This window comes from Candidatus Avelusimicrobium stercoris, from assembly GCF_002437085.1.
GTDB classification, from domain to species: domain Bacteria; phylum Elusimicrobiota; class Elusimicrobia; order Elusimicrobiales; family Elusimicrobiaceae; genus Avelusimicrobium; species Avelusimicrobium stercoris.
In genome coordinates this window covers 26,462-39,063 of sequence record NZ_DJOA01000019.1, presented here as the reverse complement: position 1 = coordinate 39,063, position 12,602 = coordinate 26,462, and the positions used below count along the sequence as shown (strand labels likewise).

Below are 12,602 nucleotides of genomic sequence, written 5' to 3'. Positions count from 1 at the left end.
TATTCCCGGGTGGGGTTTTCATTTGAATTATCGTCAATAAAAGCGCCTCAAAAAATAGTAGAAAAAACACCCCCAATTTGCTATCTTTTATTATATGGCTATTCTCGGTTACGACGGTATCAAAGCACTTATTAAACTCTTGGAAACGGAGGGCGACACTTACGGCCCCGTTTTGAAGAACGCTTTGGCCGCCGCTATCAAGCAAACCCCCGACCAAGTGGAGCGCGTAATGCAAGAGGAATTCCAATCCTCTGCGCCGCGCACCGTCGTGCGCACGCTGGAAGAAATCTGCTGGGAAGACCTTTCCAAAGCCTTGGCGCGCTACTGTGCCAAAATCAACCCGGACTTGGAAGAGGGCCTCACGTTACTGGCCAAATTTACCAGCCCTACCACCGCGCGCGGGGATATTGCCGCACCGTTAGACCGTATGGCGCAGGACTTGCGCCCGGCCTTATTAAACGCCGCTAATTACGGCGAAATTGCCGCTATTTTGGGCCATTATATTTTTAATGTCCGCCAATTTTCCGCCTTATCCACCAGCGCAGACATAAAGGATATGTCCTTTTCGCGCTTTTTAGCCAAAAAACGCGGCTCCGGGCTGTGTATGGCTTGCTTATATACCGTCTTGGGACAACGCTTTGGATTAGACGTAAACCTCATTGATTTAGCCGGGCGGATTCTGGTAAATTTACAAAACCCCGCAACGGGCGAGGCCCTGTTTATTGACCCCTTGGACAACGGCAAAGTATTAAGCGAGCGCGACTGCCGCCAATACATTGAGGTCCGCCAACTGGCCTGGAATAACGCCTTTTTAACCCCGCTTTCCTCCCGCTTGATTATCCGGCGTTTCATCGCCAATATGATTTATGCCTTAAACAAAATCCGCGACGAAAGGCGTTTAAAATACCTGCGCGGCTATTTGGATATTATCAAGGGCTAACCCCAAGGAGAAAAAAATGAACTATTATGTATGGTTAATTATCGCCGTGGGTTGTTTCGTGGGCGAGATGTTTTCTATGGAGTTTTCGCTCGCGTGTTTGGGTACCGGCCTGTTGGGCGCGGCCGCGGTGGCCTATTTTGGGCTTGGTTTATGGGCCCAAGTAGGCGTATTTGCCGCCATTTCCGCCATTGCTTGGATAGGCGTGCGCCCGTTTGCCTTAAAACACCTCTACGGCAAGGCCAAGGCCGTTAAAACACCCGCAGAGGACGTGCTTGGCAAGCCCGCCGTGGTGGAAATCGCCATTGACCCCGTAAAGGGTACAGGTCGCGTAAAGGTAGAAGGCGAAAGTTGGAAGGCCACCGCCAAAGAGCCTTTAAATGTGGGCGCTAAATGCGTGGTGGAAAAGTTGGACGGCGTAACCTTAACGGTACGCAAACAATAATTTGGCAGGAACGCCTACGGGCGTAACATAAAAAAAGGAGCAGTCTATGACAGAAACCGCAGGGAACTTCGGGCTGATTTTTTTAGCCGCTTTTATCTTCTTTGTCATCGTCATCATCGCCAAGGGCATTGTGATTGTGCGCCAGGCGCAGGTGATTATTATTGAGCGTTTCGGTAAATATTTGGAAACGCTGAACCCGGGCATTAACTGGATTATCCCGCTTATGGATAAACCGCACTTAATGGAGTGGCGCAACAGCCGGGAATATTTGGACTCCACGGGGCGCACGCGCTCTGTGCCGTTTATGGAAATGCGCGACACGATTGATATGCGCGAAACGGTGTATGACTTCCCGCGCCAGAGCGTAATCACCAAGGATAACGTAGGCATTGAAATTAACGCCTTGCTCTATTTTCAAATCACGGACCCGATTAAAGCCGCCTACAAGGTGGAATCGCTGCCCACCGCCATTGAAAAATTAACGCAAACCACGTTAAGAAACATCATTGGCGAAATGGACTTGGACCAAACGCTTACCTCGCGCGAAATCATCAACAGCAAATTGCAGGTAATTTTGGACGACGCGTCCAACAAGTGGGGCGTAAAGGTCAACCGCGTGGAATTGCAGGACATTATTCCCCCCGCCGCCATCCGCGAAGCGATGGAAAAACAAATGAAGGCCGAACGCGACCGCCGCGCAATGGTAACGGAAGCCGAAGGTACGAAAACGGCCCAAATTTTAAAGGCCGAAGCCGTGCGCGAAAGCGAAATTAAAAAGGCCGAAGGGTTAAAGCAATCCGCCATTTTGCAGGCGGAAGGTGTGGCGGAAGCCAAAATCAAGGTGGCGCAGGCGGAAGCCGAATCAGTCAAGATTGTAGCCGCCACGGTGGCCCAATCCTCCAACCCGGCCAGTTATATGATTTCGCTCAAATACATTGAAGCCTTAACCAAAATGACCGAAGGAAAGGACAACAAAATCGTCTATATGCCCTACGAAGCCTCCAATGTGTTGGGCGCGGTAGCCGCTATCAAGGACTTAACAGGCGGCGTACCCACCAAATAAGTTTAACAGACAAGAGATTATACCACCCCGGGATTTTACTTTTCCGGGGTGTTTTTTATTCTAACGGTCTGTAACGACTTTTTCCTTTTAGTTGTTATTTCCGAGTGTCTGCCGGCTCCACCAATCGCCGCCCTGCGCATTGAGTGGCGGCGCGCAGCGTGCGGCCTGCAAGGCTCAGGATTTACTATAATAATTTTATGGGAAAAATTAACTGGCATCAGGTATATGCCGAAGTAAAAGAATTTACCAAAATCACACTCAAAAAATATTCGCTGTTTCTCGTGCGCCTAACCCCGCACCAAAACATCGCCCAAACCGTTTTGTCCTACACGCTTATCGGGTGGATTATCCTTTCGCTACCGTTTATGAATACGGTACACGTTTCGTTTTTGGATAACCTCTTCACGGCTGCGGCGGCCGTCTCCACCGCCGGGCTCAACAGCGTAAACTTTGCTGACTCGTACACATTTTTGGGCAAATTGGTGGTATTAATTCTTATTCAAGTGGGCGGCGTGGGATATATGACGTTCGCCTCGTTTGTGTATTTGTCCTTTTCCCAAAAGCACCGACTGCGCAAAAGCCAGCAGGACGCCCTCACCGCCGAGGTGGCCTTGCCCAATACATTAAAACTGTCCGACTTTCTGTGGGCCGCGCTCGCCTTTACGGTCATTGCCGAAAGTATCGGCGCAGTCTTTTTGTTTAATTATTTCCGCCACCACGACTATACGATTTTACAGGCGGCCTGGTATAGCATTTTCCACAGCGTTTCCGCGTTTTGTACGGCGGGTTTTTCGCTTTGGAACAACAGTTTGGAAAACTTCGCAGACAGCAAAACCATTAACTTGGTAATGTCCTGCCTGATGTTGGCGGGCGCAATGGGTTTTATTGTGGTAACGGACCTGTTTAACTTTATCTGCCGCCGCACGAAAGAGATTTCCTTTACCACCAAACTTATATGTCTTTCCACGCTTGTAATGGTTGCGTTCGGCACATTTACCTTATTTGTAACCACGCCGGGGCTTTCGTTTTGGGAAGCCTTCTTCCAGTCCGTCGCCGCGATGACTACCGCCGGGTTCAACACTGTGGGAATAAACATTATGTCCTCGTGTTCTTTGCTAATTTTAATTTTGCTTATGAGCATTGGCGGCTCCCCCTCCGGCACGGCGGGCGGCATCAAAACAACCGCATTTGTAAGCGTAATGGCGATTATGTACAACCGACTGCGTCTGCACGAGCGCGTGGAAATGATGGGCCGCCGGTTGCCCTTGGTGCGGATGTACGCGGCCACCTCCACATTTTTGCTCTATGCGTTAATGCTGTTTGCCAGTATTTTCCTGTTGACGTGGACGGAAAAACTGCCGTTTTTAGATTTAGTATTTGAAGCCTCCGCCGCATTGAGTACCTCGGGTTTATCCACGGGGATTACGGCCCACCTTTCGTGGCTAGGCAAATTGATTATTATCGGCACGATGCTTATCGGGCGTATCGGCGTAGTTACGTTTGGTATGGCGCTGCTCGGCAACGATGACGAGGACGACGACGGCAAACCCGCCGAAAAAGAGGACGTAGCCGTCTAACCGAAAGGCCAATTTAGTAAAATATAAGTATGAAATTTTATCTTATCAGTTTGGGTTGCCCCAAAAACTTAACCAATAGTGAAGAATTTTCCGCCCGGCTTTTGGCCAGCGGGCACGAACTCGTCTTCTCTCCCGAGGAAGCCGACACCGTTATTATTAACACCTGCGGATTTATTTCCTCCGCCGTCAAAGAAGGCACGGCCGAAATACGACGCGCGCTGGAACTTAAAAAAGAGGGCAAAATCAAACGTGTGGCCGTTACCGGCTGTATGGTGGACCGCTACAAGGATAAAATGTCAAAGGACTTCCCGGAAGCGGATTTAGTTTTCTCCATTGCCGCGCAGGAACATATTGAGGATATTATCGGGCAGAACGGCTTGTTTTTGGAGTCCTTGGCAAACGCCCTGTATATTCCCGAGTACAAAATGAGTCTGACGGCCTCGCACACCGCCTATTTAAAAATTGCCGACGGGTGCAACTACCGCTGTGCTTATTGCACGATTCCCTTTATCCGTGGGGCATATCGCTCCAAACCAATGGAGCAAGTGGTGCAGGAAGCGCGCCTGATGACGCAAAACGGCGTGAAGGAAATTTCCCTTATCGCGCAGGACACCACGTCCTACGGGATTGACCTGTATAAAAAACCGCAAGTGACGGAATTGCTTAAAAAATTGTTAAAAATCCGCGGACTGGGGCGGCTACGCATTATGTATGCGTACCCCAATATGGTTACGCGCGAACTGGCGCAACTTATCGCCGGGGAAGAAAAGATTTTCCATTATGTGGATATTCCGTTGCAGCACATCGCGGACCCGGTGCTTAAAAATATGAAGCGCCAGTGCGACGGCAAAAAAGTGCGCGCCACGCTGGATATGCTCAAAAAGGAAATCCCGGACGTTTCCCTGCGCACCAACTTTATTGTGGGGTTCCCGGAAGAAACGGAGCAGGACTTTGAAGAATTAAAGGACTTTGTACGCGAATACGAATTTGACAATATGGGCGTGTTTGAATACTTCCGCGAAAAAGGCACCGCCGCCTATGATATGAAGCAAATCCCGGCAAGTGTAAAGCACCGCCGCGCACGCGAACTGGAAGAAGTGCAAAGCCGCGTGATTGATAGAATCAACCAAAAACTTATCGGCACGGAACTGGAAGCCATTGCGGACGGCGCGGATTTTGGCCGCACCTATAAGGATGCGCCGGATATTGACGGACGGGTAACCTTTACCAAGCCCGTTACGCCCGGCTGTATTTTCAAAGGGCGCATTGTAGCCGCCACCGGTTACGACCGCGTACTAGAACCCCTGAAAATTATCAAAAAGTAAGGTAAACGCCCCGGGTTTTTCATTTGCCCGGGGCGTTTTTCTAACCTCTTTTTTACATTATCCGCAAGCGCCTTTTTTATTATCCTAAAATAAAAGAGGTGCTTATGAAAAAATCCTTATCTAAATACCAACAGGGCATTCAAATTACGGTGAAAGACAAAATGCAAAGGAATTATTCTTACTTGCTGGAAGAACAGCCTGGAAGAAATTTGACTTTTTCACCACAACTGACCCCTATGCAAATGTTAGAAATGGGCGTATTTGAAGGGCATTATTTGACCGATTGTACCGATGAATTTCCAGCCGAGTGGTTTATAAAGGCCAAACTAAATTACACCCGCCCCGACATCACCTTAAACTGTTTTGGAGTGAAAGCCCGCCTAGACAGAAGCGAGTGGCTAAAACGAGGGTGGATTTTATCTCCGGATCCGCGAGGGTGGTTTCAATGGTATTGTAGATATTGGTTAGGGCGGAGGATTCCCCAACTAGATGAACTGCAAATAGCCCGCTGGAAAAATTTTAAACGGCATTTGGTACAAGTAGAAAGAAATTGTCTGCCGGGGGATATTTTGTGCCGTCCCAAGCAACGCCAAGCCCTTCTCCAATGGGCCTATAACCCTTTTATTTAATTATAAATACGGTTTGATAGCCTTATGCACGCGGTCGGCAACAATTTCGTACCCCGCGGCGTTGGGATGGATTTGGTCTGATTTGTATTTATTTTGGTGGAAGATGCCGTCCAAAATGCCCGGCACAAAAACGGAGCCCGTTTCCTTGGCAATCCGTTTATAAAGTTTAGTGTAACGCGCCATTTGGGAATATCCCCCCGTATCTACCAGTACGGCTATGGCCCCCGCCTGCTGGACCGCGTCCACAATTTGCCGGATAGATTTCTCCGTTTCCTCTAAACCTACCCCGCGCATAAAATCGTTTCCGCCGAACTCAATTAACACCATATACGGGTTTTGTTCCAGCACATATTCCAAACGCACCGGGGCCGCCGCGCCCGTATCGCCGGACAAACCCAAATTCACCACCGGGCGACTAATCCTTTTGGCAAGCACGCTGGGGTAGGAATTTTCCCTCCCGGCGCCGTATCCGGCCGTTAAACTATCGCCAAACGCCACCACGGCTAAACCGGGGTTATGCAGGTTTTTAATTTCCGCCTTTTCCGGTCCAAAAGCCCAATACAAAAGGCCCACGCATAAAGCAATTAAAAGTATCTTTTTCATACCCTTATTATAACACAGCGCCGTACGCGCGTACAAAAAAAGGGTTGACTTTTTGTTACTTTATTATAGAATAAGAGTATGAGAATACCGCTGAGCAAAGACGAAGAAAAAAGTCTGTTAGACGCCGCGCAGAACGCGCGGGAAAATTCCTACTCGCCCTACTCCAAATTTAAAGTAGGTGCGGCCGTGCTTACGGAGGATAACCATATCTTCGCAGGCACCAATATTGAAAACGCTTCCTATGGGCTGACCGTGTGTGCTGAACGCAACGCGATATTCGCGGCCGTCAGTGCGGGTAAACGCCGTTTCCGCGCGCTGGCCCTCATCACGCAAAAATTGCCCGGGCTGACGTTTAACTCGCCTTGCGGTGCTTGCCGCCAGGTAATGAGCGAGTTTATGGCGCCTGATACGCCCATATACATTGCCGTATTAAACGGAACCAAGCGCATCGCCTATAAAAAGCAACTGCGCGACATTATGCCGTATCCGTTTGATAAATTTACGGAAAAATAATTCCGCTTTTACACACTAGAGGAACCTTATGACCGAAGTCGTCTATAAAGGGCTTTCCGCCCTTGTGCTGGAAAATGAAACCCTGCGCCTGACTTTTCTGCCCGGTTACGGGTTCAAACTGGCCAGTTTAATCAGCAAGAAAACAGGCCGGGAGTGGCTGTTCCAATCCAAGGAAGATACCTTGCGCATACCCGAATACGGCGCGCCGTTTTCCGCGTACGATTCCAGCGGCTTTGACGAAGTGTTCCCCTCTATTGACGCCTGTCCGTACCCGGACGGGGCTTACAAAGGCCTGCCCGTGCCGGACCACGGCGAAGTGTGGACGCTGCCTTGGGAAGGCGTCGCCTCGCCGGACGGGAAATCGGTAAAGGCGTTTACCAAAAGCCAGGTTTTCCCGTATATTTTTTCCCGCCGGACGACGTTAAACCAAAACGAAATCATCTTTGAATACGAAGTGGAAAACACCTCGTGCGAGGAATTTAAATTTATTTGGACGCCGCATTGTTTGCTGGCGTGTTCCCCCGCCACGCGCCTAATCGTGCCGGAAAATTTAACCCAAGTAATGACGGTGGAACACTCCACCCAGCATTTGGGCGTGTGGGGTTCGCGCTATTCCTATCCCTATGCTACCGATGTACACGGACAGAAGATAGACCTCGCCGCCACCGAACCCGCAAGTGCGGGCAACTGCGAAAAATTTTACTTTACCGCGCTTAATTTAGCCGGCTGGTGCGCCATTGAGCATACCGACACAGGCGAAGAACTCCGCTACGATTACGACGGTAAAAAAATACCTTATTTGGGCATTTGGAAGACACAGGGCGGCTACCGCGGCGATTACAACATCGCCTTGGAACCGTGCACGGGCGAGTTTGACGATTTATACGTCGCCAACAAACTGTGCCGCACCGCCGTAATAGAGCCCAAAGACAAATTTGTTTGGAAATTAAAAATGACCGTGCTTTAACACAGGCGCCGTGGCGCCAAGGGGATAACTATGAACCAACTGGCTTTAAGAAGCAAATTCAACGAAGTCTTTAAAAAGGAAAAACTCTACTTTTTTGCTCCGGGGCGCGTTAATTTAATCGGCGAACATACCGACTATAACGGCGGGCACGTCTTCCCGTGCGCGCTCTCGTTCGGCACGCATTGCGTGTTTTGCAAACGAGACGACAAAAAAATCCGCCTTTACTCGCTCAACTTTCCCGAAAAAGGCATTATAGACGCAGATTTAAACAATATTTCCTACGATAAAAAACAGGACTGGGCCAACTATCCGCTGGGCGTTATTAAAACGCTCCAAAACCACGGTTACGACATTGACCAAGGTTTTGAACTGATGTACTGGGGAGACATCCCCAACGGGGCGGGGCTGTCGTCCTCTGCGTCCATAGAACTGGCTACCGCCGTAGCGATGAACAAGGTGTTTAACCTCTATATTCCGCAGGTGGAATTGGTGAAATTCTGCCAAGAAGCCGAAAATAAATTCGTGGGGATGAACTGCGGCATTATGGACCAATTTGCTATTGGTATGGGCAAAGAGGGCTGCGCCATACTTTTAGACTGCAACACGCTCAATTACGAATACGCCCCGCTGGATTTAAAGGGCGTGTCTATCGTCATTATGAACACGAACAAACGCCGCGAACTGGCGGACTCCAAATACAACGAGCGCCGCGGCGAGTGCGAACGCGCCTTAAAGGCACTGCAAACCAAACTGCCCATTAAGTCCTTGGGCGATTTATCCATAGACGAATTTGAAAAAAATAAGGATTTAATCACCAACCCGACCGAACGCAAACGCGCCAAGCACGCCGTATATGAAAACCAGCGCACCTTGCAGGCGGTGGAACGCTTAAAGGCAGGCGATTTAAAGACCTTCGGCAAATTAATGAACGAGTCCCACATTTCCCTGCGCGACGATTACGAAGTTACCGGCAAGGAATTAGACACCTTGGCCGAGGCTGCCTGGCAGCAGCCGGGCGTCTTGAGTGCGCGGATGACGGGCGCGGGCTTTGGCGGGTGCGCGATTGCCTTGGTAAAGGACGCGGACGTAAAACATTTTATTGATAACGTGGGCAAAATCTACCACGACAAAACAGGCCTCAAAGCGGACTTTTATATTGCTTCCGTCGGCGGTCCGGCGCGGCAGGAAGAAAAGATGTACTAAAAAATTTTAGTCCGGGGCTAAACACCCCGGAAAGGTTAATTTTATTGGAGGACAATCTATGAAGAACATTTTAGTAATTGGCGGCGCGGGCTACATTGGCTCCCATATGGTGCGGATGCTCGCCAAACAGGGCTATAATCCGGTCGTATTTGATAATCTTTCCAAAGGGCACAGGGAAGCCGTAGCCAACTACCCCTTTGAACTGGGCGACTTGGGCGACAAAGCCCGCTTAACCGAAGTATTTAAAAAATACGGCATAGAGGCCGTAATGCACTTTGCCGCGTTTGCCGAAGTGGGCGAAAGCGTCAAGGAGCCGTCCAAATATTACCACAACAACGTAGCCAAGGTGCTGGATTTACTGGACGCATTGGTGGAAAATCACATTAAATACTTTGTGTTTTCCTCCACGGCGGCCACCTTTGGCGAACCTATCCGCCCCAAAATTGACGAAACCCACCCGCAAAATCCCATTAACCCCTACGGCAACACCAAGTTAATGGTGGAAAAAATGCTTGCGGATTTTGACACCGCCTACGGCTTAAAGGCCACGGCTCTGCGCTACTTTAATGCAAGCGGCGCGGACGATTCGGGCGAAATTGGAGAATCGCACACCCCCGAAACGCACTTAATTCCCATTGTTCTGCAAGCCGCCGCGGGCAAACGCCCCTCTATTAAAATGTTCGGCACGGACTACCCCACGCCGGACGGAACCTGCGTACGCGATTACGTTCACGTCAACGATTTGGCCCGCGCGCACATTTTGGCGCTTGAAAAAATGGTTAAAGACAACGTCAGCGAACGCTTTAACTTGGGCAGCGGGAACGGTTTTTCCGTGGCCGAACTCGTCAAAGAAGCCAAACGCATTACGGGCATAGATTTTAAGGTAGAAAACGCCCCCCGCCGCGCGGGCGACCCGGCCGTGTTGGTGGCGGACAGCGCCAAGGCTGAAAAGGCGCTGGGCTGGAAACCGCAGTATAACTTGGCCCGCATTATTGAAACCGCCTGGAACTGGGAACAGCACCGCAAATACTAGGAGATTTCTATCTATGGACATCAACTTACTGATTGACCAATTAGTTGCCTACGCGGTAAACGAAAAACTGCTTGCGACGCGCGACCGCGCTTGGGCGGTAAACCAACTGTTATTTCTCCTGCACTTGGACGAATACACCCCCAGCGGCTTTAAGGGTAAAACGCCTAAATTTCCGTGCGAAATTTTAAAAAACATTTGCGACTGGGCAGTTGAAAAGAACCTCATTTCGCCCGATACGGTTACAATGCGCGATTTGTTTGACACGAAATTAATGGGCGTGTTTGCGGGCTTGCCCTCTGCGGTTACCGAAGAGTTCTTTACACTGCACAAAAAGAGCCCCAAATCCGCCACAGACAAGTTTTACCACGACGCCCGCGCGTTAGACTACATTCGCACCGAACGCGTGGCTAAAAACCTGGCTTGGAAGACGCGCACCCCATACGGCACATTGGACATCACGATTAATATGTCCAAGCCCGAAAAGAGCCCGCAGGACATCGCCGCCGCCTTAAAAGCCAAGGCATCCGCCTATCCCCTGTGCCTGCTGTGCAAAGAAAACGAGGGCTACGCGGGGCGGATTAATCACCCGGCGCGCCAAAACCTGCGCTTAATTGCGCTGGACGTATTAAAGGACGGGGACCCGTGGTATTTGCAATACTCGCCGTATGTGTATTACAACGAGCATTGTATCTTCCTTTCCGGACACCACGAACCGATGAAGATTTCCCAAACCACCTTTGCGCGCCTGCTTAATTTTGTGGACTTTTTACCGCATTATTTTATCGGCTCCAACGCGGATTTGCCTATCGTCGGCGGGTCCATTTTAACGCACGACCACTTTCAGGGTGGGCGATATACCTTTGCGATGGAAAAAGCCCCCCAGGAAAGGACTTTTAAACTGAAAAAATTTCCGCGCGTGAAGGCGGGCATAGTCAAATGGCCGATGAGCGTTATCCGCCTGGTTGGAAGTAAGAAAGATTTAATAGAAGCAAGCGGATACATCCTTAAAAAATGGCGCGCTTACAGCGACGAAAAAGCCGACATTTTAGCGCACACCAACGATACGCCGCACAACACTATTACGCCCATAGCCAGGCGGCGCGGCAAAGCGTTTGAAATAGACCTCGTTCTGCGCAACAACCGAACATCCGCGCAGTTTCCGTTGGGGATTTTCCACCCCCACCAAGAGGTTTTGCACATCAAAAAGGAAAACATCGGCCTTATTGAGGTAATGGGGCTTGCGGTGCTGCCCGCGCGGCTGGCCAAGGAACTGGCCGACCTGGAACCGCTGCTTATCAAGCGTGATATATCCGCTATCCGAAAGAGCGAAACACTAAACAAGCACGCCGACTGGGCCGAAGAACTGCTTAAAAAATACACCTTTACTCCGCAAAACACGCAAACCATTTTGCACAGCGAAGTGGGAAAGGTGTTTGCCAAGGTGCTGGAATACGCGGGCGTATTTAAACGTACGCCCGAAGGCCAAGCGGCCTTTGACAGGTTTATCAAAAAGTTATAAACACAACGCCCCGGGTTTTTTATTGCCCGGGGCGGTTTTAATTAGTTAGACGGTTTGTTGGTTATCATATCGCACGATTCGGAACCGCAAACACTTTTGCAAAGCCTTTTTCCAAAATCGGTTTTTCCCATACAGATTTGCCGGTAAGTTCCATCTGCTGCATCAATTAAATCAATCATATAGTCAGCCGAATCCTCTTTGCAGGGTTTAGGCATTACAATAAACCCTACCCAAGTAGGGTCATAGCAAAAATTCTTGCTGGAAGCGCCACCCGCGCCACCCACACCCCCCGTGGAGGAATAGGTTAAGCCTGTATCTTCGTACAAGGCTTCGGTATCGCCCTCATTTCCGCTTAACTTCATTAATTGGTTATTTTCTCTAATTTTTTTGAGCATAATGTTTACTTCCGTTAAGCGGCTTTTGGCTACGGCTAATTCATATTTTGGCAGTGCCACCGCCGCCAAAATGCCAATAATGAGCACAACTACTAATAGTTCAATAAGTGTAAAACCTGCACTCATTGAACCAATATTAACCGTGAGGACACTTGTTGTTAAGCCGTCATCCCGTAGTGTTTTTATACGGGATCTGGTGTTGTTGTTGTCATCCCAGGCGTGGACCTGGGATCCAGTCTGTTCATTAGAAAAACCCCTCATTTTATTTCTGGATTCCAGGTTCCCGCTCGTATGCGGTCCCTGGAATGACAAAAAAGCCAATAAAACATTACTAAACCCTTTCATTTTTTCTCCTTTTAAGGCCTTTATATTTGAGCAAAACGGCCTTTTATA

At 49.6% G+C, this 12,602-nt stretch carries 13 protein-coding genes; 11 read left to right on the top strand and 2 right to left on the bottom strand.

The features are described from left to right. Positions 1 to 94: 94 nt before the first annotated feature. The 6 genes from B2118_RS03455 (at position 95) to B2118_RS03430 (ending at position 5,976) form a co-directional block, all read left to right on the top strand. Positions 95 to 940 carry a transglutaminase family protein gene (locus B2118_RS03455; RefSeq protein ID WP_428053318.1) on the top strand — a complete coding sequence of 282 codons (846 nt, stop codon included), beginning with the start codon at positions 95 to 97 and terminating at the stop codon, positions 938 to 940. A 16-nt stretch (positions 941 to 956) separates the two neighbouring features. Then, positions 957 to 1,382: an NfeD family protein gene (locus B2118_RS03450; protein WP_428053317.1), complete on the top strand. Its 426-nt coding sequence runs from the start codon at positions 957 to 959 to the stop codon at positions 1,380 to 1,382. Between the two features lie 46 nt (positions 1,383 to 1,428). Further along, positions 1,429 to 2,445 carry an SPFH domain-containing protein gene (locus tag B2118_RS03445; protein ID WP_428053316.1) on the top strand — a complete coding sequence of 339 codons (1,017 nt, stop codon included), beginning with the start codon at positions 1,429 to 1,431 and terminating at the stop codon, positions 2,443 to 2,445. Positions 2,446 to 2,642: 197 nt separating this feature from the next. Then, positions 2,643 to 4,022, top strand: coding sequence for a TrkH family potassium uptake protein (locus tag B2118_RS03440; RefSeq protein ID WP_428053315.1), 1,380 nt, complete (start codon positions 2,643 to 2,645; stop codon positions 4,020 to 4,022). Positions 4,023 to 4,051: 29 nt separating this feature from the next. Next, the gene (rimO, locus tag B2118_RS03435; protein ID WP_428053314.1) at positions 4,052 to 5,347 is read left to right on the top strand and encodes a 30S ribosomal protein S12 methylthiotransferase RimO; all 1,296 of its coding nucleotides are present in this window, start codon (positions 4,052 to 4,054) and stop codon (positions 5,345 to 5,347) included. 104 nt (positions 5,348 to 5,451) lie between these two features. Further along, complete coding sequence (locus tag B2118_RS03430; protein ID WP_428053313.1) at positions 5,452 to 5,976, top strand: hypothetical protein; 525 nt, start codon at positions 5,452 to 5,454, stop codon at positions 5,974 to 5,976. Here B2118_RS03430 and B2118_RS03425 read toward each other — a convergent pair whose 3' ends face one another. Beyond that, a complete protein-coding gene (locus tag B2118_RS03425) occupies positions 5,977 to 6,579 on the bottom strand; it encodes a GDSL-type esterase/lipase family protein (protein WP_428053312.1) in 603 nt (200 codons plus the stop codon). A gap of 78 nt (positions 6,580 to 6,657) precedes the next feature. Between B2118_RS03425 and cdd the strand changes: the two genes are divergently transcribed. Genes cdd through B2118_RS03400 form a run of 5 tightly spaced genes read left to right on the top strand, consistent with a single transcriptional unit; the run spans position 6,658 to position 11,814 of the window. Continuing rightward, a complete protein-coding gene (cdd, locus tag B2118_RS03420) occupies positions 6,658 to 7,092 on the top strand; it encodes a cytidine deaminase (protein WP_428053311.1) in 435 nt (144 codons plus the stop codon). Positions 7,093 to 7,120: 28 nt separating this feature from the next. Further along, positions 7,121 to 8,059 carry a DUF5107 domain-containing protein gene (locus tag B2118_RS03415; protein WP_428053310.1) on the top strand — a complete coding sequence of 313 codons (939 nt, stop codon included), beginning with the start codon at positions 7,121 to 7,123 and terminating at the stop codon, positions 8,057 to 8,059. 30 nt (positions 8,060 to 8,089) lie between these two features. Continuing rightward, complete coding sequence (locus B2118_RS03410; protein ID WP_428053309.1) at positions 8,090 to 9,262, top strand: galactokinase; 1,173 nt, start codon at positions 8,090 to 8,092, stop codon at positions 9,260 to 9,262. A gap of 58 nt (positions 9,263 to 9,320) precedes the next feature. Continuing rightward, entirely contained in the window at positions 9,321 to 10,295 is a 975-nt protein-coding gene (galE, locus tag B2118_RS03405) for a UDP-glucose 4-epimerase GalE (RefSeq protein ID WP_428053308.1), read from the top strand. A 13-nt stretch (positions 10,296 to 10,308) separates the two neighbouring features. Further along, positions 10,309 to 11,814: a UDP-glucose--hexose-1-phosphate uridylyltransferase gene (locus B2118_RS03400; protein WP_428053307.1), complete on the top strand. Its 1,506-nt coding sequence runs from the start codon at positions 10,309 to 10,311 to the stop codon at positions 11,812 to 11,814. A gap of 41 nt (positions 11,815 to 11,855) precedes the next feature. Here the strand turns inward: B2118_RS03400 and B2118_RS03395 are convergent, their stop codons facing one another. Continuing rightward, positions 11,856 to 12,554, bottom strand: a complete 699-nt coding sequence (locus tag B2118_RS03395) for a type IV pilin protein (RefSeq protein ID WP_428053306.1) — start codon at positions 12,552 to 12,554, stop codon at positions 11,856 to 11,858. Between the last annotated feature and the right edge of the window lie 48 nt (positions 12,555 to 12,602).

Bases quoted from the DNA above. Each gene is read 5' to 3' on its own strand.
- B2118_RS03455 (WP_428053318.1), top strand. From the start codon at position 95: ATGGCTATTCTCGGTTACGACGGTATCAAAGCACTTATTAAACTCTTG.
- B2118_RS03450 (WP_428053317.1), top strand. From the start codon at position 957: ATGAACTATTATGTATGGTTAATTATCGCCGTGGGTTGTTTCGTGGGC.
- B2118_RS03445 (WP_428053316.1), top strand. From the start codon at position 1,429: ATGACAGAAACCGCAGGGAACTTCGGGCTGATTTTTTTAGCCGCTTTT.
- B2118_RS03440 (WP_428053315.1), top strand. From the start codon at position 2,643: ATGGGAAAAATTAACTGGCATCAGGTATATGCCGAAGTAAAAGAATTT.
- rimO (WP_428053314.1), top strand. From the start codon at position 4,052: ATGAAATTTTATCTTATCAGTTTGGGTTGCCCCAAAAACTTAACCAAT.
- B2118_RS03430 (WP_428053313.1), top strand. From the start codon at position 5,452: ATGAAAAAATCCTTATCTAAATACCAACAGGGCATTCAAATTACGGTG.
- B2118_RS03425 (WP_428053312.1), bottom strand. From the start codon at position 6,579: ATGAAAAAGATACTTTTAATTGCTTTATGCGTGGGCCTTTTGTATTGG.
- cdd (WP_428053311.1), top strand. From the start codon at position 6,658: ATGAGAATACCGCTGAGCAAAGACGAAGAAAAAAGTCTGTTAGACGCC.
- B2118_RS03415 (WP_428053310.1), top strand. From the start codon at position 7,121: ATGACCGAAGTCGTCTATAAAGGGCTTTCCGCCCTTGTGCTGGAAAAT.
- B2118_RS03410 (WP_428053309.1), top strand. From the start codon at position 8,090: ATGAACCAACTGGCTTTAAGAAGCAAATTCAACGAAGTCTTTAAAAAG.
- galE (WP_428053308.1), top strand. From the start codon at position 9,321: ATGAAGAACATTTTAGTAATTGGCGGCGCGGGCTACATTGGCTCCCAT.
- B2118_RS03400 (WP_428053307.1), top strand. From the start codon at position 10,309: ATGGACATCAACTTACTGATTGACCAATTAGTTGCCTACGCGGTAAAC.
- B2118_RS03395 (WP_428053306.1), bottom strand. From the start codon at position 12,554: ATGAAAGGGTTTAGTAATGTTTTATTGGCTTTTTTGTCATTCCAGGGA.